Below are 17,767 nucleotides of genomic sequence, written 5' to 3'. Positions count from 1 at the left end.
TCTTTCTTAATATTTTTTTGATACGATTTATAATAATGATTTACAAGCCATTACATCAGGTTTTTCAATTCCCATCAACTCTAAAATAGTTGGAGCAATGTCGCCCAAAACACCATTTTGAATATTCTTTAATTCTTTATCAACCAAAATAATTGGCACAGGATTGGTTGTGTGTGCTGTGTTTGGCGAACCATCTGGATTAATCATCGTTTCGCAGTTTCCATGGTCGGCGATGATTATTGTGGTGTAATTGTTTTCTAAGGCGGTTTCAACCACTTCTTTTACGCAAACATCAACCGCTTCGCATGCTTTTATTGCGGCTTCCATTACGCCTGTGTGTCCAACCATGTCGCCATTGGCAAAGTTTAAACAAACAAAATCAACTTCTGCTTTTTTAAGTTCTTCAACTAAAGCATCTTTTAGTTCGAAGGCACTCATTTCGGGCTGTAAATCGTACGTGGCTACTTTTGGTGAATTTTTCAAAATACGCGTTTCGCCAACGAAAGGTTCTTCTCTTCCTCCAGAAAAGAAAAAGGTTACGTGCGGATATTTTTCGGTTTCGGCAATTCGAATTTGTTTTTTATTGGCTTTTTCTAAAACTTCACCAAGTGTTTCTGTGATGTTGTCTTTGTCGTAAATTACGTGAACATTTTCATATGTTTCATCATAATTGGTCATCGTAACATAATACAAATTCAGTTTGTGCATGTTGAATTCGTGGAAGTCTTTTTGCGATAAAACTTCAGTCAATTCTCTTCCTCTATCGGTTCTGAAATTGAAGAAAATCACCACATCTTCGTCTTTAATTTTCGCAATTGGATTGTTGTTTTCATCCACCATCACAATAGGTTGGATAAATTCATCAGTAACATTATTTGCATAACTTTCGTTAATAGTCGCAACCGCATTTTTTGAGTGAATTCCTTCTGCATTTACTACTAAATCGTAAGCTAATTTTACTCTTTCCCAACGTTTATCTCTGTCCATTGCGTAGTATCTTCCAATTACAGAAGCTAATTTTGCATTGGTATTTTGAAGATAATTTTCTAAATCTGAAATGTATTTCACTCCCGATTTCGGATCTACATCACGACCATCGGTAAAGGCATGAACAAACATTTTTTGAACACCACTTTCTTGTGCGGCATCAATCAAACCTCTTAAATGCGAAGTATGAGAATGCACACCACCATCGGAAACCAATCCTAAGAAATGAATCGCTTTATTGTTCTTTTTGGCATAATCGAAAGCTTCCATAAGTGGTTTTTCTTGACTCATGGTTTTGTTTTCAACCGCTAAATTTAGTTTGGCTAAATCTTGGTATACGATTCTTCCAGCGCCAAGGTTCATGTGTCCTACTTCTGAATTTCCCATTTGCCCTTCTGGTAAACCTACGTTTAAACCATCAGTACGAAGTTGGGCATTTGGATATTTGGTATATAAACTGTCAATAAAAGGAGTGTTGGCGTTGTCTATTGCAGAAACTTTTGGATCAGGCGATTTTCCCCAACCATCCAATATCATTAAAATTACTTTTTTGTTCATTTTTGTGTGTTTGTACAAAGATAAACAATTGATAAATTTTTAGATAAAAATCCAACTTAAAATTACGAAAACGATTAAGTGATTTATCCTTTTTTAATCCAGTTTTTAGCTTGGTTGTAATCGATGAAATAACGGACACTTATTGATAAAATATGATTCAAATTGTCCTGTAATAAATTAGAAAAATTCGAATTGAAATTTTTATTAATAGTTCTGTCAAAAGTTGCAGCATTATTTCGGTATAAAATCGACATTTGACTTCCTGGAGCAAACCACCATGAATAACTTAAATCTAAATTCCAAGTACTAAAGTTTGAGTTTTTATTACCTGTATAAGTGGTGTTTAGTGCTAAACTTCCATCTTCATTTAAGTTGTTGATTTTATTGTTTTCTGCCAAAGACCAATAATGTCTAACCGATAAATTAAAATTCATTACACTACTAATTGAAAATTTACTAGTTATAGAATTTGTGTAAGTGTCTCTATCTCTTCGAGCAAAAATGATGTTAGAGTCTTCAAAATCAATAAAACCAATATCATTTTTTTGTTTAAAGTAATTGAAACCATAAACCAATGAGAATTTATCGCTAAAACGATATCTTGGACTAATATTCACTCCAGCTTCATATCTATTTTCGTTGATTACGTGCGTTATGAAAGGCTCGAAATCAACTGCAAATTTGTTGTTATAGTTTGAAGAAAAGTAAAGCCATCCCCCAGCGGTTTCTAGTTTTACAAAAAATCTATTCGTAACACGAGGTTCGTAATAATCGTAATTTTTAAACGGATTAAAGTCAATTCCTCCACCAAAAAAATGATTTTTCTTATTGGTTGAATTTATGTTAACATTGAAATTACTCGCTTGAATTTGGTTTGTAGGCGTATAGAATTCAAAGTAAGAATTTAGGTTAATTCTAAAGGTGTTGAAAGTTTTATTTGGGTTTAGGATACGAAAGTTAGTGTTTCCAGAAAATGAATAGTAATTGGTTCTGAAATTAATTCCTAAATCGTTGATTTCGAAATCTTTTGACATGTATTCGCTTCCGAAACTATATCTAAATTTTCCGTTTGTTTCTGCAAAATATAACGATGCGTTATAACCATTTTTATTTTCAACATCATTAATACTACTCGATTTTAATCCTCCAGAAAGATTGTATTTGTTGGTTTTGTTGTTCAAATCGAATAATAATCCGGTTACGTTGGCATCTCTAAAACTTCCGTTTCGTGTAACATTTGTGTTAATGAAAGTTACCGATGAATTTTGATTAAATCGCTGGTCAAAAACCATTACATTGTAATTTGTCAATGGAGAAATTTCAACTTGTCGAGTTGAATTAGTATCAGAATTGGTGGCAGTCGCCATTGTTTTTTCAGTGATAGCATTAAGAAATCCAATTCCTAATCCATCTTTATCACGACCCGAAATTTTTAATGCATTTACTAAATTAATAGCACCAGGATATTCGTTTATAGATTCATTTTCTGCTAAATTTAAATTCAAATCAGCGGTTTGTCCAATTCTTCTCGAATACAATAAATTGCCTTTGCTGAATAAGTCGGTTCCTTCGGTAAAGAAAGGTCTGTTTTCGTTGAACTGTTGTTCGAATGGACCTAAATTCAAAACCACATTATCAAATTTGGTTTGACCAAAATCGGGAACCAAAATCGCATCTAAAGTGAATGCATCATTGATTCCGTATTTGATATCCAATCCGCCTTTTAATTCGCCTTTGGTTTTTTGAGTTTCACTTCCAGAAAGATAAAAGGAAGAATAAGGAATTAAGAACAATCGGGTAGGAGTTTTGATGTTTTCTATTCCAGTTAAGATTCCAGCTTGCTGCGAAATGGCTCCAATTTTATTATCAATAGGACTCCAAGTGTACTTTTGGCGTTCTCTTCTAACTTCTCTAAAAAAGTTTAGTCCCCATGTTTGTTTGTCTTTTTCAGGAAAACGTAGTGCGGCATAAGGAATTTTCATTTCAACCACATAGCCAAAATCGGTAATTTTTGCATTGCTTTCCCAAATTGCGTTCCAAGAACCATCTTCACCTTCTGCAGAAGTAAAGTTGGTGTCGATTTGTCCGTTGGCAGCCGTTACAAAAAATCGAAATTCTTGCTGACCATCGTTATAACCATTTATAAAAATTCCGAAAAAATCAGAAGTCCCAATTTCGTCACGCTCTACTAACTCTTTTAAAATTTTCTCTGGATTTGGGTCGTATAATTTTGCACCAATATAAACAGCATCATTAGAGTACAAGATTTTTACTTCGGTTTTAAATTCTTCTGGAATTGGAGTTCCGTTCTTAGGTTCTAAAGAAACGAAGTCTGTGGCAATTTCAGCATCTTTCCAAGAAGCTTCATTTAACTCGGCATCAATTGAAATGTTTTCAGTTGTTTTCTTAGTAGAAACACTTTTCTTAGTTTGTGAAAACGAAAAAAGAAAACTTGCGATGCAAATAAATATAGTGATGCCGAATTTGTTTGTCATGTAATGAATTTTGGTTGCAAAATTATCTTATTACATTATATGTCTACTTTTTTTATATAATGTTTAACTTTTGTGCGAATAATCGACGAAAGGTTAAAATTTTCGATAAAATACATAAAAAAGTTTGCAGGTTTAAAAATAATAAATATATTTGGTGCATTACAACAATAATATAACTACAAGATTAACAATGATTTACAGATTTTTGCCCCTAATTTTATTTTGCATTTTTTCGTTCAAGCCTTTAAATACAACAGAAAATACTAAGAATGAAGTTAAATCTACTGATCCAAAATTAATTGCTGCAAATGCGAAAGCAACTTTTGAAGCTAAAAGTAAATCATTTTATACAGTTATCGATGCTAATGGGTTTTCTTTACCAACATTTGAAAGTTTTTTAGCGGCTTTTGAAGGATATGAACAATTAAAACAACAAGGTAAAATAGAAAACGAAATTTTAACGATTGTTGATTTTAGTTTGTCATCTTCTCAAGAAAGAATGTGGGTTATTGATATGAAAACACAAAAAGTGATTTTAAAATCGTTAGTTTCTCACGGAAGAAATTCAGGTTCTGAATATGCAACTGATTTTTCAAATGCGAGTGAATCATTTAAAAGTAGTTTAGGTTTTTATGTGACAGGAGAAACTTATACAGGAAAGCACGGTTTATCTTTACGTTTAGATGGAATGGAATATGGAATAAATGATAATGCTAGAAACAGAGCAGTTGTGGTTCACGGAGCTGATTATGTAAGCAAATCATTTATTAAAAATACAGGAAGATTAGGAAGAAGTCAAGGTTGTCCGGCTGTTCCTTATGAAATTCACAAAGAATTAATTCAAACAATTAAAGGGAAATCTTGTATTTTTATTTATCACCCATCAAGAAATTATGTGGTGAAATCTAAGTTAGTCTCTTAATTTTAAAAATAAAGCCTTATCGAGTTCATAAATGTCATCTCTAAATTGAAGTTTGTCATTTTCAATCCAACTCGTCCAATAAAACAAATATACATTTACAGTGTCTTTAACGGACACTGTTTTTGTTTTATCTAATTTTATAATGGAATCAATTTCGTTGTTATCCCATTTGTTAGGATTGGTTTTCGTTAAAATTTGTTTGGTTAAAACCAATGGATTTTCAACTCGTACACAACCTGAACTCAATGAACGATACGTTTTTACAAAATAATCACGATGATTTGTATCATGTAAATAAACAGAATGACGATTGGCAAAATTAAATTTAACCAAACCTAAAGAATTATTGTAACCTGGTTTTTGAACATATTTGTAATTGTTGGCTCTGGCTGGATTCCATTCATACGGACTCACTTCTTTTCCTTGACTGTTGTATATGGTTAGTCTTCTTGATGGAAAATAATTTCGGTTTCTAGATGCCTCTGGAGTTAAATCTTCTTTAATAATGGTAGGAGGAATGGTCCAAGTTGGGTTGAAAACAAAATTAGATAACTTCGAACTTAAAATAGGCGTTTTTCTTTTAGGAGTTCCTACCACAATCTTATGCGAAGCTACGGTATCATTATCAATTACATAATGCAACATATAATCTGGAATGTTTGATATTAAGTATTGTTTTCCTAAATTAGAAGGATACCATTTCCATCGTTCTAAATTGGCAAATATTTGTTCAATTCGTTCGTTTTTAGTGGTGTTTAAAGCTTTGAGTGTTCCAACTCCAATAACGCCATCTGGAGACAAACCATGTCGTGCTTGAAAACGTTTTACCGCTTTAAAAGTTAAAGTGTCGTAAGCCCAAGTAATAATACTGTCTTTATTTCGATAATCTTTCCAGTAGGCTAAACGTTTTTTAATTTTTACCATCTCTGGTAAAGTGTCGTTTACAACAATTTTATTTTTTGTGCTTATTTTTTCAAAAGTAACGTTTGGGAATTTATCAATTTCAACTAAACTTTTTTTAAGTAATTGGTAAACAATATGATTAGGTTTTAAATCCTTAAAAGTTGAAGCGATAATTTTCTCTTTAATCCCTTTTTCTAATAATGGAGAAAGAGCGATTTCTTTTGGTTTTAAATCCCAATCGGTATATAATTCTTTCGGATTTAATTTTCCTTTGTGGAGATGGTTGGCTAATTTTTCAAAGGTTTCGGTAAGTAGAATGTCATATTTTACAATGTCTTCATCATTTAATTTTGCTCTTTTGCTTTCTAAATCTTCAATAATATTAATTTCATAATCGTTTGGATTTAATCCATCTTCGTAGCAAAGTTTAATTTCATTGATTAAGTCTCTTCGGTTTTCATCTAAATACCAAATTTCGTGAAAATTCATTTTTTGATAATACAATTTCAAACTATCTGATTTTTCCGAAAGTAAGTCAGGATGAACAGGTCTAATAATTACATTTAAAACGGTATCTTTAATAATGCTGTTGTCAAATGCAATAGGCAACGGTTCCTTTTTACAAGAAATGACAGAGAGAATAAGAAGTAGAAAAGTAATTTTTTTCATAGAGAGCAACAATTGTGATATAAATATAAGAAGAATTATTGAAAATCTTCTTAGTGTATTTTCTTGGACATCGCAAAATGAATGCCAACATCGGGAATTAAAAAAGAATCGCCAATAATTTTATAGTCTAATTTTTCGTAAAACGGAACTGCATTTTCTCTTGCGTTGAACCAAATTAAATCTGCGTTCAAATTAATGCAATGATTTTCAGCTTCTTTTACTAATTCGGCTCCAAGTCCTTTGCCTTGAAATTCTTCTAAAACCGCCATTCCTCTAATTTGAAATTGATTTGTTTCTGAGAATAAATTATTTTTTTCTTTGAAAATAGAGATAATTCCCACGAGTTTATCTTCTAAATACAATCCAAAATGAGTTGTATTTTCATCATCATCGCCTTTAAACTGACAAGTTTCGATTGGTTTTCCTTTTCTTAAAACTTCATGTCGCACAGGATAGGTTTCAATCGAACTAATTTTTTTAATTTTCATAATTATATAACTCGTTAAAAGTTAATCTTTTAGAGAAAAGCATTAATTTCAGTGTAAAGTTAGTACAATAGCTCTGAAAAAAATATTTAAAAAAATTTGCAATTACCAAAACTTTTAAAGTATATTTGCACCCACAAAAGTAAACGCTTTTGTTATGCGGAAGTAGCTCAGTTGGTAGAGCTCCAGCCTTCCAAGCTGGTTGTCGCGAGTTCGAGCCTCGTCTTCCGCTCCAAAACAAGATAAAGTTTTAAAAATTATCACCTGCGGAAGTAGCTCAGTTGGTAGAGCTCCAGCCTTCCAAGCTGGTTGTCGCGAGTTCGAGCCTCGTCTTCCGCTCCATAAAAAAGCCTTGCATTTGCAAGGCTTTTGTTATTTTAATTCGTTTAGTTCGGTTTCTGGAGCTACTTCAATAGGAGTTTCATTTCTTTTGAAAATTCTTGCAGTTAAAGTTCCCTTTAGTTTTACAGAATCGCCTTTAACGGCTAACCAACTTCCTTCTCTCAATCCTACAACAGGTTGCGGATTAAAATGATGAAATTCATTAATTCTAGTTTCGCGTGTTTCTCCCATGTGTGTTGAACCTTCAATTGGATCCAAGTAATGTGGATTTATATTAAATGAAACAAATCCTAAAGTTCTAAAACTTGGAGGATACACAATTGGCATATCGTTAGTGGTGCTCATTGTTAAACCGCAAATGTTACTACCAGCGCTTGTTCCTAAATAAGTTGTTCCGTTTTTGACTACTCTTTCTAATGTGTCAATTACATTATTCTTGTATAATTGGCTTACTAATAAAAATGTGTTTCCTCCGCCAGTAAAAATTGCTTCAGCCTTTTCAACAGCTTCGATTGGATTTTCAAATTCATGAATTCCTTTAACAGAGATGTTAATTTTTGCAAAAGCTTCACTAACTTTTCTTGTATAATCATCATGCGAAATTCCGCTAGGTCTTGCATATGGAATAAAGAGTAACTCTTTTACGTTAGAAAAGAAAGATTGCAATTCAGGTAATAAATAATCTAAGTAGCCACCACCATGTAAAGTTGATGTACTAGCAATTATAATATTTTTCATCAAATTAATTTTTTACAAAGCTACCAAATTTGTCTTAACATAAGTTTATCATCTTGTTAGGATTTCATTTTAAAAGTTTCCACTTAAATTTACAAATTAATAAATGAAATTTATGGCAAAACGATTACTTCTGTTTCTTATTTTTTTTCCTTTAGTCGTTTTGTCACAAAATGATTCTATTATTAATGGAAAAATAGTTTCAGAATCTTCTTTGCTAGAAGGAATTCACGTTATTAATTTGTCTAAACGAAATGGTGCTGTAACAGACTCAAGAGGCTATTTTCAAATCAAAGCAAAAGTTTCAGATACGCTTCAATTTAGTGCTGTAAATTTAAAAGCTACACGATATGTTATAAAACAAACTGATTTTCCAAATGATTTATTATTAATTAAAATGGAATCGCTTATAACAGAATTAGAGGAAGTAGCTATTATCAATTACAAAAACATCAATGCTGTTGCCCTAGGGATTGTTCCAGCCAATCAAAAAACATACACACCAGCCGAACGTAAATTAGCAGCTGCCGGAGAATTTAAATGGTACAGTCCTTTGTTAATTCCGTTAGGAGGAATGAGTGTTGACGGTTTGATTAATTCGATTAGCGGAAGAACCGCTATGTTGAAAAAAGAAGTGATAGTGGAGAGAAAAGAAATGTTGCAAGCCAAAACTTCTGATTATTTTGAAAGGGAATATTTCGTAGAAACATTAAAAATTCCAAATGAATATGTTGATGGTTTTCTGTTTTACATTGTTGAAAATGAAAAATTTGCAAGATCAATGAAGGATAAAAATAAAACGATGGCTACTTTCGTTCTTTCAGAATTAGCAGTTGAATATTTAAAATTAAAAGAGTTAGAAATTTCAAATAAGACTTCAAATGAAAAATAATTACGTACTTTTTATTTTCTTTTTTTTTATTTTCCAATTAGGAACAGCACAACATGTTGAAAGGAAAGTTTTGAAAGGTAGAATTGTAGCGGATTCAATAGAAGTTGAAAATTTAACGGTTTTTAATATTACATCAAACGTTGGAGCAGTTACAAATGTAGATGGGAGATTTTCAATTAAAGCGAGAGCCACAGATACGCTTTTTATTCAAGGACTTTCATACGATTCTAAAAAATATATTTTAACCGATAAGGATTTTTGGTTAGAAGAGCTTGAAATTAGATTACAAGTAAGAGTTACCGAGTTAAATGAAGTCGAAATTACACCTTATTCGCTTACGGGTATTATTGAAGAAGATATAAAGCGAATCCAAGTTTATGGAGATGGTTTTACAAAAATTGATGCAAAAAAAGTAATGCATTATGAAGATGATGTTCGTTTAGGGACACCAGTAAATACGGCAATGCCGAGTCATTTTGCGCCAAATGGTTCAAATTTTAATTTTCTTGCAATTGGAGCAGGAATTGTGAGTTTATTTGTAAAAGATAGAAACTCAAAAAAGTATTCGGAACGTGTTTTTGAAGAGCGAAGAGAACGCGATATTCAAACCAAATCTTTTTCCGACCACATGTTTGAGCGTTTTTCACATAATTTTTTCGTAGAAACCTTAAAAATTAAGCACGAAGATATTCCAATGTTTTTACAATATGCCGAAATGCCAATTAAAGATTTATCCTTGTTTTTAAAATCGGAATACGAATTGCAACTTATTCAGTATTTAACTTTAAAAGCAAAAGAATTCAAATCAGAAAATCAAAAAGAATAATTGCTATTTTTACCAAATGAAAAAGAATTTATTTCGATTTGTTTTGCCAATCTTTATGATTGTAATGATGAGCTCATTTGCTTGGCATAAATTTTATGTATCTGTAACTCAAATTGATTTTGTCCCAAACAAAAAAAGAGTAGAAATTACTTCCCGAATTTTTATTGACGACCTAGAAAAAGCATTGGAAAAAAGATTTAAAAAGAAATTTTACTTAACATCTTCAAGAGAAATTGAAAATGCAGATGCTCTAATTCAGGAATATTTGAAAGAAAAAATTAAAATTTCTATCAATAAAAAATCGCAAAACATTGAATATTTAGCTCGAGAAGTAGAAGGTGATGTGTTAATTTTTTACACTAAAATTGCCGTTTCAAAAAAAATAAATACCTTCGAAATCTTTAATTCGTTACTAACCGATATTTATAAGGAGCAACAGAATATAGTTCATGTGAATATTAATAGTAACAAAAACAGCTTTTTGTTTACTAATAGTGATACCAGTCAAAAAATAGACTATTAAAAAGAATTCAATTATATGAAAAAGTCAATTGTATTTAGTGCTTTTCTAACTTTAATTATATCTTTTGGAGCTATAGCTCAGGATGTAAAAACAGAAGAAAAAAAGCGAGAGCTTGGACATTATAACGAGAATAAGTTTCGTCAAATGTATGACGAAATGGCAACTCCAAATATGTTTAGAACGGCTTCTGGAGCACCAGGACCAGCATATTATCAGCAAAAAGCAGATTATAAAATGAATCTGGAGTTAGATGATAAAAACAAGAAATTATATGGTTCTGAAACAATAACCTACTACAATAACGCACCTGAAGCTTTAGAGTATTTATGGGTACAATTAGAACAAAACATAGAAAGACCTGATTCTAAAACGCCTTTAGTAGAAAGTCAAAACATGGATAAAGCCATTTCTACAAGTGGTTTTGCAAAAAAATACATGGATAAATCTTTTGATGGTGGATTTAATATTGAATATGTTAAAGATGCTAAAGGGAACGTTCTCAATCAAGTGGTGGTATAATATTGTGAATTACATGGAAGGAGCAAATAACGGACGTTCAGGTTATGAGCAATTTGCAGATGGAAATCGCTTGTATGTGATGGCTCAGTTTTTTCCAAGAATGGCTGTTTATAATGATGTTGAAGGATGGCAAAACATGCAATTTTGGGGTAGAGGAGAATTTGCTTTAGTTTTTGGAGATTACGAAGTAAATATTACAGTTCCTGCTGACCATGTTATGGAAGCAACAGGAGTTCTACAAAATAGAAGCGAAGTTTTTACCCCAGAACAAGTAAAAAGATGGGAATTAGCAGAAAGAACATTCGATAAGCCTGTTATTATTGTAACACAAGACGAAGCTATTGCTGCTGAAAAAAGTTTTTCAGACAAAAAGAAAACATGGAAATTCAAAGCTCAAAATGTGCGTGACTTTGGTTTTTCTACATCAAGAAAATTCATAATTGACGCGATGGCAGTTGATTTGCCAACAAACAAACCATTAGCCATTTCAATTTATCCAAAAGAAGCCAATCCACTTTGGGGAGATTTATCTACAAAAGCGGTAGCTCATACATTAAAAACGTATTCTCATTTTACATTTGATTATCCTTATCCAAAAGCAGTTTCAGTTTCGGCAGAAGATCAAGGTATGGAATATCCAATGATTTGTTGGAACTACGGTCGTCCTGATGAAAAAGGATTTGTAAGTGATAGAATTAAATATGGAATGTTAGGAGTTATCATCCACGAAGTTGGACACAACTTCTTCCCAATGATTGTAAATTCAGACGAAAGACAATGGTCTTGGATGGATGAAGGTTTAAATACATTCTTAGAATACTTAACGGAAACTTCTTTCGATCCAAATTTTCCAGCAACAAGAGGTCCAGCCAAAAATATTGTGCCTTACATGAAAGGAAATCAAAAATATTTAGAACCTATTATGTCGAATTCTGAAAATATTTACCAATTTGGAGCTAATGCTTATGGTAAGCCAGCTACAGGATTGAATATTTTAAGAGAAACCATTATGGGAAGAGAATTGTTTGACCATGCTTTCAAAACCTATGCAAACCGTTGGAAATTCAAACACCCTACACCAGAAGATTTCTTTAGAACGATGGAAGATGCTTCTGCGGTTGATTTAGATTGGTTTTGGAGAGGTTGGTTCTATTCAACAGATTATACCGATATTGGAGTAAAATCGGTTAAACAGTATTTTGTTTCTACAGAAGCTTCTAAAGAAACACAAGCGATGTTCAATAGAAGAGGAAGAAAAATTAGCGATGGTGAGCCAATGTTGTACTTAGTTGCAGAAGATGCTCCTGATTTTAAACCTGAATTGAAAAAAGGATTCGATGCTAAAAATGTGCAAGCGCTTGCAGATTATCTAGATAAAAATTACACTGCAGAAGAAAAAAATGCATTAAAATCGCCTAAATATTTCTACGAAGTAGAGTTTGAAAAACCAGGAGGATTAATTATGCCAATTATCGTTGAACTTCAATTTGAAGATGGAACAAGTGAAACTCAAAAATTCCCTGCTCAAATTTGGAGAAAGAATAATGATACTGCAAAGAGAGTTTTTGCAACAGAGAAAAAAGTGATAAAAATTCAATTAGATCCAAAATTAGAAACAGCTGATATTGATGTTGAAAATAACTATTGGCCTAAAGGAGGAACAGAATCAAAATTTGATACTTTAGAAAAGAAATAAGAATTAAGACTATCTTCGGATAGTCTTTTTTTTGATTACTTTAAGATAAAGTAGGTACAAAACTTTGTAACTTTGCGAAGTTAATTTTCAAAAAAGACACTATGTTTGGAATAGGTGGAGGTGAATTGTTTTTCATCATTTTAGTTGTTTTAATGTTGTTTGGGTCAGATAAGATTCCAGATATTGCTCGTGCTTTAGGTAAAGGTATGGCACAATTAAAAAATGCCACAAACGAAATAAAGAACGAAATTCATAAAGGAACTCAAGAAGCTGGGTTGGATATGAATACGTTAACAGGTGGTGTTTCTGAAGAAATAGCAAAAGCTAAAGAAGGAATTACAAAAATGGTAAATCCTATGGAAAACATTAATTTAGATGTTCAAAATCCAATAGAAAAAGTAAAAGAAGATATTGAAAGCATTACCGGACCTGTAAAAAGACAAATGTAATTTTGGAGCAGTTAATTAACTTAGATAAAGAATTATTCCTTTTCTTAAACGGATTAGGTTCTGAGCAGTTCGACAGTTTTTGGAAAATAATAACAAAACAAATCTATTGGTCGCCACTGTTTATTGGGGTGTTTTATTTAATTCAAAAGAAAGTAGGATGGAAAGGATTAGGAATCATTATTCTTTTCTTGGCTGCTTTAATTACGTTTACAGACCAAATTACCAATCTTTTCAAATATTCTTTCGAACGTTTACGACCATGTAATGATTTGGAAGTTAATCAAATAGCTCGAATAGTAGAAAAGAGAAGCTCATTCAGCTTTTTCTCAGGGCACGCTTCTAATTCTTTCGCAACAACAACTTTTGTTGTATTAATTCTTCGTAAATATTACAAGCATACTTATTTGTTGTTTTTGTTTCCACTAATTTTTGCTTTTAGCCGAATTTACTTAGGATTGCATTTTCCAGCAGATATTCTTACGGGTTATGTATTTGGAGCAATTTTCGGATTTGGATGTTATAAATTGTATTTGTTCTTTGGTAAAAAATACAATTTCATTACAAAACACGACTAACCGTCAAACCATCACGAATAGGCAATAAAACCGTTTCTACTCTTGGGTCAGTATTCAATAGTTGATTGTATTCTAATAAAACGGGTGTGCTTTTATCATTTGGTTTAACTTCTTCCAGCACTTTTCCGCTCCACAAAACATTATCCGATAAGATAATTCCGCCTTTGTTCATCATGGGGACAATTAAGTGAAAGTAATTTACATAATTTTCTTTATCAGCATCAATAAAAACCAAATCAAATTTTTTATTCAAAGTTGGGATAATATCAACTGCATCTCCTAAGTGTTGAAAAATTTGGTCTTTCCATGGCGAAGCATCAAAATATTTTCTCTGAAAATCTACCAATTCCTCTTCAATATCTATCGTATCTAAAGTCCCGTTTTCCGCTAATCCTTCCGCTAAACACAAAGCAGCATAACCAGTATACGTTCCAATTTCCAAAATATGTTTCGGACGAATAATTTTCGAAAGCATACTCAAAACTCTACCTTGAAAATGACCACTCAACATTCGCGGTTGCATAATTTTTTGGTAGGTTTCTTTGTTAAGTTTCGCTAATAATTCAGGTTCCGCTTGCGAATGATTGGCAACGTAATCTTCTAAATCTTCTGATATGAAATGCATGATAAAATCAAATTTTTAACAAAAATACAAATTCCAACTCTTCTAATTTCTAATTTCTGAATTCTAATTTCTAAATTCATTACTTTTGCATCATGCAAATCGAGAAAAAAGACATACGAGCACTAACTAAAGAACAATTGCGTAACTTTTTTGTTTCTAACGGAGACAAAGCGTTTCGTGGTAACCAAGTTTACGAATGGTTATGGCAAAAACGCGCGCATACTTTTGAAGACATGACTAATTTGTCTAAAGAAACACGTACCATGTTAGAAGCTAACTTTGTAATCAATCACATCAAGGTTGATACTTTACAACGTAGCGAAGATGGAACCGTTAAAAATGCCGTTCGTTTGCACGATGACTTAATCGTAGAATCGGTTTTGATTCCTACAGAAACTCGAACTACCGCTTGTGTTTCTTCGCAAGTAGGTTGTAGTTTAGATTGTAATTTTTGTGCGACAGCTCGATTAAAACGTATGCGTAATTTGGAACCAGGAGAAATCTATGACCAAGTTGCCGCAATTGATAACGAAAGTCGTTTATATTACGACCGACCTTTATCCAACATCGTTTTTATGGGAATGGGTGAGCCTTTGATGAATTATCCAAACGTGATGAAAGCGATTGATATGATTACGTCTACCGAAGGTTTGGGAATGTCACCAAAAAGAATCACCGTTTCTACTTCTGGAATCCCGAAAATGATTAAAAAAATGGCAGATGATGAGGTGAAATTCAAACTAGCAGTTTCTTTGCATTCAGCTGTTGAAGAAATTCGAAACGAAATCATGCCATTTACGAAGAATTTTCCTTTAACCGATTTGCGTGAGAGTTTGGAATATTGGTATAGAAAAACCAAAAGTAAAATTACTTACGAATATGTAGTTTGGAAAGGTATCAACGACGATAAAAAATCGATTGATGCTTTGGTGAAATTCTGTAAATATGTACCATGTAAAGTAAATTTGATTGAATACAATCCAATTGATGATGGTATGTTCCAACAAGCCTCTGAAGAAGCTACAAATGCTTACATAACTGCTTTAGAAAAAAATAATATCGTGGCTAAGGTAAGAAGAAGTCGCGGTAAAGACATTGATGCTGCTTGCGGTCAATTAGCTAATAAATCTTAATTTATTCAATAATTTACTTTTTCTAGTTTTAGAATCATAAAAAAAGATGTAAGAAATACGTGTTCTTTTGTAAGAAACAGTATCTTCGTGCAGCTGAATGATTTTGTAAAAAAATAAATTCAGTTTAACTAACACACATCTAAAATATGATTAAGCACACCTTATTATTTCTACTTTTTTTTACATTTGGTTTTTCTCAGGAAAATAGCACGAAAGGAATTGTTAAAGATGCAGAAACAAAAGAAACTATTCCGTTTGTAAATATTATTTATAAAGATAATTCAGGTAATTTGACTGGTACGATGACAAACGAGGATGGAGAATTTTCGTTACATCACATCAAAGAGGTTGAAATTAGCCACATCAATTACGAAACTAAGAAAGTTGTATTTGAAAACAAGGAAGTTGAAATTTATTTAACTCCAAAAGTGTATATTTTAGATGAATTAATAATTTCAAACGTTTCGGGAAGAGATTTTTTAAAATCGTTGATAAAAGATGCAAAAGTTCGTGCGGTTAAAAACAGTAAATTAAGTACTTATGGAAGGGAGATTGTAAAAATAAACAATCAATACACCAAGTATTCCGATGCAAAAATGGATTATTTCATTAAGAAAGGAAATGGAAAATCGGTTTTACAAATAAACCAAAGTAGAGCAATAAAATCCAATTTACAAGATTCTACAAGTTCTGTTTTAAACGGAATGAATTCAGCTTACAATGTAAGAGATTATGTAAAATATGCTTATAATTTTGATGGTATTGAAAATCTTATCAAGAGTAAAGAATACTCTTTTGACCGATATTTAAGAAGAGATGCTTCTGGATTTGAATACGAATACATTAAAATAATTCCGAATGTAGATAGTGATGAATTATTGTATGAAGGTTATGTTATCGTAGATAATAAATCTAATAAAATAATTGAATTTAAAGTTGAAATAGCGGATTCACATAAGAAAAACTCAAAACTTAAAAATATATTAATTGCCAAATTGAAGCTTAACGATCAATCGGTTTGGTGTAAGTTTAAGTTTGTAAATAACCAATATGAATTGGTTTACTATAAAAACAGCTTCAGTCTTTACATTCAAATGGGTAAAAAAGTACACGATAATGTTAGCAGTACTTTTGATTTATTAGTTTTGGATGTTAAAAACGATGTTGAGATACCTGAAAAAGGTTTTGGTGGCGATACTATTTTTGAAGCAGGAACAAATTACACTCAGAAATTTTGGGAAATGAATAATGTTTTTCCTTTAAAAGAAAGCGAGCAACGATTTGTTGATTCTATTAAAAATTAATTTATTCTTCATTCTAAAAAAAAAGTAAAGAGATTTCGATAAAGTTCGAAGTCTCTTTTTTTATAATCTTTTGCTAAACTTTTGACTAACGAGTTTGTTTTTGTATTTTTGATACCTCAATGAAAATAACCGAACAAATAAAGCTCCCCATCGCAAATGAAATGGAACTCTTTGAAGAGAAGTTTCGCGATTCCATGTCTTCAAAAGTGGCTTTATTAAACAGAATTACACATTATATAGTAAACCGAAAAGGAAAACAAATGCGACCGATGTTTGTTTTCTTAACCGCAAAAATGGTTTCAGGCGGTACAGTTAATGAACGAACGTATCGTGGTGCTTCGGTTATTGAGTTAATTCATACCGCAACTTTAGTGCATGATGATGTAGTTGATGATAGTAATAAACGTCGTGGATTTTTCTCCTTAAATGCCCTTTGGAAAAACAAGATTGCTGTTTTAGTTGGCGATTATTTATTGTCAAAAGGATTATTGCTTTCTATTGATAATAACGATTTCGATTTGCTAAAAATCATTTCAGTAGCTGTTCGCGAAATGAGTGAAGGTGAATTACTTCAAATCGAAAAAGCTAGAAGATTAGATATCACCGAAGATATTTACTACGAAATCATCCGACAAAAAACGGCTACTTTAATTGCAGCTTGTTGTTCGCTTGGCGCTTGTTCTGTGGCTCCAGAAGATAAAGATGTGGTTGAAAAAATGCGTAAATTCGGAGAATTAATCGGAATGGCGTTCCAAATTAAAGACGATTTATTTGATTATACCGATGATGCCATTGGAAAACCAACCGGAATCGACATTAAAGAGCAAAAAATGACTTTACCATTGATTTACGCTTTGAACAATTGCTCGCCAAAAGAAAAAAGTTGGGTAATCAATTCGGTTAAAAATCACAACAAAGACAAAAAGCGCGTAAAAGAAGTAATCCAATTCGTAAAAGACAAAAACGGATTAACGTACGCCGAAGAAAAAATGGTGCAATTTCAGCAAGAAGCACTTTCGTTATTACAAGATTTCCCAACATCTCCATACAAAGATTCCCTTATTTTAATGGTAAATTACGTGATTGAAAGAAAAAAATAATTTTTTTTCATATTTCATACAACCATTTT

General features: G+C 31.9%; 15 protein-coding genes, 2 tRNA genes and 1 pseudogene. 12 read left to right on the top strand and 6 right to left on the bottom strand.

Annotated elements, in window-relative coordinates:
• Positions 1 to 27: 27 nt before the first annotated feature.
• Together gpmI and L6Q46_RS09580 are read right to left on the bottom strand one after the other, a co-directional pair.
• Positions 28 to 1,545 carry a 2,3-bisphosphoglycerate-independent phosphoglycerate mutase gene (gpmI, locus tag L6Q46_RS09585; protein ID WP_291284118.1) on the bottom strand — a complete coding sequence of 506 codons (1,518 nt, stop codon included), beginning with the start codon at positions 1,543 to 1,545 and terminating at the stop codon, positions 28 to 30.
• An 83-nt stretch (positions 1,546 to 1,628) separates the two neighbouring features.
• Complete coding sequence (locus tag L6Q46_RS09580) at positions 1,629 to 4,040, bottom strand: DUF5916 domain-containing protein (RefSeq protein ID WP_291284117.1); 2,412 nt, start codon at positions 4,038 to 4,040, stop codon at positions 1,629 to 1,631.
• A gap of 190 nt (positions 4,041 to 4,230) precedes the next feature.
• Between L6Q46_RS09580 and L6Q46_RS09575 the strand changes: the two genes are divergently transcribed.
• Positions 4,231 to 4,962: a murein L,D-transpeptidase catalytic domain family protein gene (locus L6Q46_RS09575; protein ID WP_291284116.1), complete on the top strand. Its 732-nt coding sequence runs from the start codon at positions 4,231 to 4,233 to the stop codon at positions 4,960 to 4,962.
• Here the strand turns inward: L6Q46_RS09575 and L6Q46_RS09570 are convergent.
• Positions 4,951 to 6,534 (bottom strand): L,D-transpeptidase family protein, encoded by a 1,584-nt coding sequence (locus L6Q46_RS09570; RefSeq protein WP_291284115.1) that lies wholly within the window; start codon positions 6,532 to 6,534, stop codon positions 4,951 to 4,953. The two genes, L6Q46_RS09575 and L6Q46_RS09570, sit on opposite strands and share 12 nt — an antisense overlap.
• 50 nt (positions 6,535 to 6,584) lie before the next feature.
• Positions 6,585 to 7,022, bottom strand: a complete 438-nt coding sequence (locus L6Q46_RS09565) for a GNAT family N-acetyltransferase (protein WP_291284114.1) — start codon at positions 7,020 to 7,022, stop codon at positions 6,585 to 6,587.
• Between the two features lie 156 nt (positions 7,023 to 7,178).
• Here L6Q46_RS09565 and L6Q46_RS09560 point away from each other — a divergent pair.
• Positions 7,179 to 7,254, top strand: a tRNA-Gly gene (locus tag L6Q46_RS09560).
• 31 nt (positions 7,255 to 7,285) lie between these two features.
• Positions 7,286 to 7,361, top strand: a tRNA-Gly gene (locus L6Q46_RS09555).
• A 30-nt stretch (positions 7,362 to 7,391) separates the two neighbouring features.
• On the opposite strand, the gene pepE is transcribed toward L6Q46_RS09555, so the two are convergent.
• Positions 7,392 to 8,099 (bottom strand): dipeptidase PepE, encoded by a 708-nt coding sequence (gene pepE, locus L6Q46_RS09550; protein ID WP_291284113.1) that lies wholly within the window; start codon positions 8,097 to 8,099, stop codon positions 7,392 to 7,394.
• Positions 8,100 to 8,202: 103 nt separating this feature from the next.
• Here pepE and L6Q46_RS09545 point away from each other — a divergent pair, with 103 nt between their 5' ends.
• The 6 genes and pseudogenes from L6Q46_RS09545 (at position 8,203) to L6Q46_RS09520 (ending at position 13,576) form a co-directional block, all read left to right on the top strand.
• The gene (locus L6Q46_RS09545; protein ID WP_291284112.1) at positions 8,203 to 8,988 is read left to right on the top strand and encodes a carboxypeptidase-like regulatory domain-containing protein; all 786 of its coding nucleotides are present in this window, start codon (positions 8,203 to 8,205) and stop codon (positions 8,986 to 8,988) included.
• Positions 8,978 to 9,814 carry a hypothetical protein gene (locus tag L6Q46_RS09540; protein ID WP_291284111.1) on the top strand — a complete coding sequence of 279 codons (837 nt, stop codon included), beginning with the start codon at positions 8,978 to 8,980 and terminating at the stop codon, positions 9,812 to 9,814. The genes L6Q46_RS09545 and L6Q46_RS09540 overlap by 11 nt, the downstream gene beginning before the upstream one ends.
• Positions 9,815 to 9,830: 16 nt before the next feature.
• A complete protein-coding gene (locus L6Q46_RS09535; RefSeq protein ID WP_291284110.1) occupies positions 9,831 to 10,337 on the top strand; it encodes a DUF6702 family protein in 507 nt (168 codons plus the stop codon).
• Between the two features lie 15 nt (positions 10,338 to 10,352).
• Positions 10,353 to 12,552: pseudogene (locus L6Q46_RS09530) on the top strand (M1 family metallopeptidase).
• 101 nt (positions 12,553 to 12,653) lie between these two features.
• Positions 12,654 to 13,001: a twin-arginine translocase TatA/TatE family subunit gene (locus tag L6Q46_RS09525; RefSeq protein ID WP_291284109.1), complete on the top strand. Its 348-nt coding sequence runs from the start codon at positions 12,654 to 12,656 to the stop codon at positions 12,999 to 13,001.
• Positions 13,001 to 13,576, top strand: coding sequence for a phosphatase PAP2 family protein (locus L6Q46_RS09520; RefSeq protein ID WP_291284119.1), 576 nt, complete (start codon positions 13,001 to 13,003; stop codon positions 13,574 to 13,576). Before L6Q46_RS09525 ends, L6Q46_RS09520 begins: the two co-directional genes overlap by 1 nt.
• Here L6Q46_RS09520 and L6Q46_RS09515 read toward each other — a convergent pair.
• On the bottom strand, positions 13,560 to 14,201 hold the full coding sequence (locus tag L6Q46_RS09515) for an O-methyltransferase (RefSeq protein WP_291284108.1): 642 nt from the start codon (positions 14,199 to 14,201) through the stop codon (positions 13,560 to 13,562). The two genes, L6Q46_RS09520 and L6Q46_RS09515, sit on opposite strands and share 17 nt — an antisense overlap.
• Before the next feature lie 92 nt (positions 14,202 to 14,293).
• Between L6Q46_RS09515 and rlmN the strand changes: the two genes are divergently transcribed.
• The 3 genes from rlmN (at position 14,294) to L6Q46_RS09500 (ending at position 17,738) form a co-directional block, all read left to right on the top strand.
• A complete protein-coding gene (rlmN, locus tag L6Q46_RS09510; protein ID WP_291284107.1) occupies positions 14,294 to 15,334 on the top strand; it encodes a 23S rRNA (adenine(2503)-C(2))-methyltransferase RlmN in 1,041 nt (346 codons plus the stop codon).
• 146 nt (positions 15,335 to 15,480) lie between these two features.
• Positions 15,481 to 16,638 (top strand): carboxypeptidase-like regulatory domain-containing protein, encoded by a 1,158-nt coding sequence (locus tag L6Q46_RS09505; RefSeq protein WP_291284106.1) that lies wholly within the window; start codon positions 15,481 to 15,483, stop codon positions 16,636 to 16,638.
• Between the two features lie 119 nt (positions 16,639 to 16,757).
• A complete protein-coding gene (locus L6Q46_RS09500) occupies positions 16,758 to 17,738 on the top strand; it encodes a polyprenyl synthetase family protein (protein WP_291284105.1) in 981 nt (326 codons plus the stop codon).
• Positions 17,739 to 17,767: the final 29 nt, after the last annotated feature.

Origin of the sequence: Flavobacterium sp. (assembly GCF_023151265.1) — a bacterium.
GTDB lineage: Bacteria > Bacteroidota > Bacteroidia > Flavobacteriales > Flavobacteriaceae > Flavobacterium.
This window is presented reverse-complemented; position numbering and strand designations above follow the sequence as displayed.

Excerpts from the sequence above, each read along its gene's own strand:
- gpmI (WP_291284118.1), bottom strand. The coding sequence starts at position 1,545 with ATGAACAAAAAAGTAATTTTAATGATATTGGATGGTTGGGGAAAATCG.
- L6Q46_RS09580 (WP_291284117.1), bottom strand. The coding sequence starts at position 4,040 with ATGACAAACAAATTCGGCATCACTATATTTATTTGCATCGCAAGTTTT.
- L6Q46_RS09575 (WP_291284116.1), top strand. The coding sequence starts at position 4,231 with ATGATTTACAGATTTTTGCCCCTAATTTTATTTTGCATTTTTTCGTTC.
- L6Q46_RS09570 (WP_291284115.1), bottom strand. The coding sequence starts at position 6,534 with ATGAAAAAAATTACTTTTCTACTTCTTATTCTCTCTGTCATTTCTTGT.
- L6Q46_RS09565 (WP_291284114.1), bottom strand. The coding sequence starts at position 7,022 with ATGAAAATTAAAAAAATTAGTTCGATTGAAACCTATCCTGTGCGACAT.
- pepE (WP_291284113.1), bottom strand. The coding sequence starts at position 8,099 with ATGAAAAATATTATAATTGCTAGTACATCAACTTTACATGGTGGTGGC.
- L6Q46_RS09545 (WP_291284112.1), top strand. The coding sequence starts at position 8,203 with ATGAAATTTATGGCAAAACGATTACTTCTGTTTCTTATTTTTTTTCCT.
- L6Q46_RS09540 (WP_291284111.1), top strand. The coding sequence starts at position 8,978 with ATGAAAAATAATTACGTACTTTTTATTTTCTTTTTTTTTATTTTCCAA.
- L6Q46_RS09535 (WP_291284110.1), top strand. The coding sequence starts at position 9,831 with ATGAAAAAGAATTTATTTCGATTTGTTTTGCCAATCTTTATGATTGTA.
- L6Q46_RS09525 (WP_291284109.1), top strand. The coding sequence starts at position 12,654 with ATGTTTGGAATAGGTGGAGGTGAATTGTTTTTCATCATTTTAGTTGTT.
- L6Q46_RS09515 (WP_291284108.1), bottom strand. The coding sequence starts at position 14,201 with ATGCATTTCATATCAGAAGATTTAGAAGATTACGTTGCCAATCATTCG.
- rlmN (WP_291284107.1), top strand. The coding sequence starts at position 14,294 with ATGCAAATCGAGAAAAAAGACATACGAGCACTAACTAAAGAACAATTG.
- L6Q46_RS09505 (WP_291284106.1), top strand. The coding sequence starts at position 15,481 with ATGATTAAGCACACCTTATTATTTCTACTTTTTTTTACATTTGGTTTT.
- L6Q46_RS09500 (WP_291284105.1), top strand. The coding sequence starts at position 16,758 with ATGAAAATAACCGAACAAATAAAGCTCCCCATCGCAAATGAAATGGAA.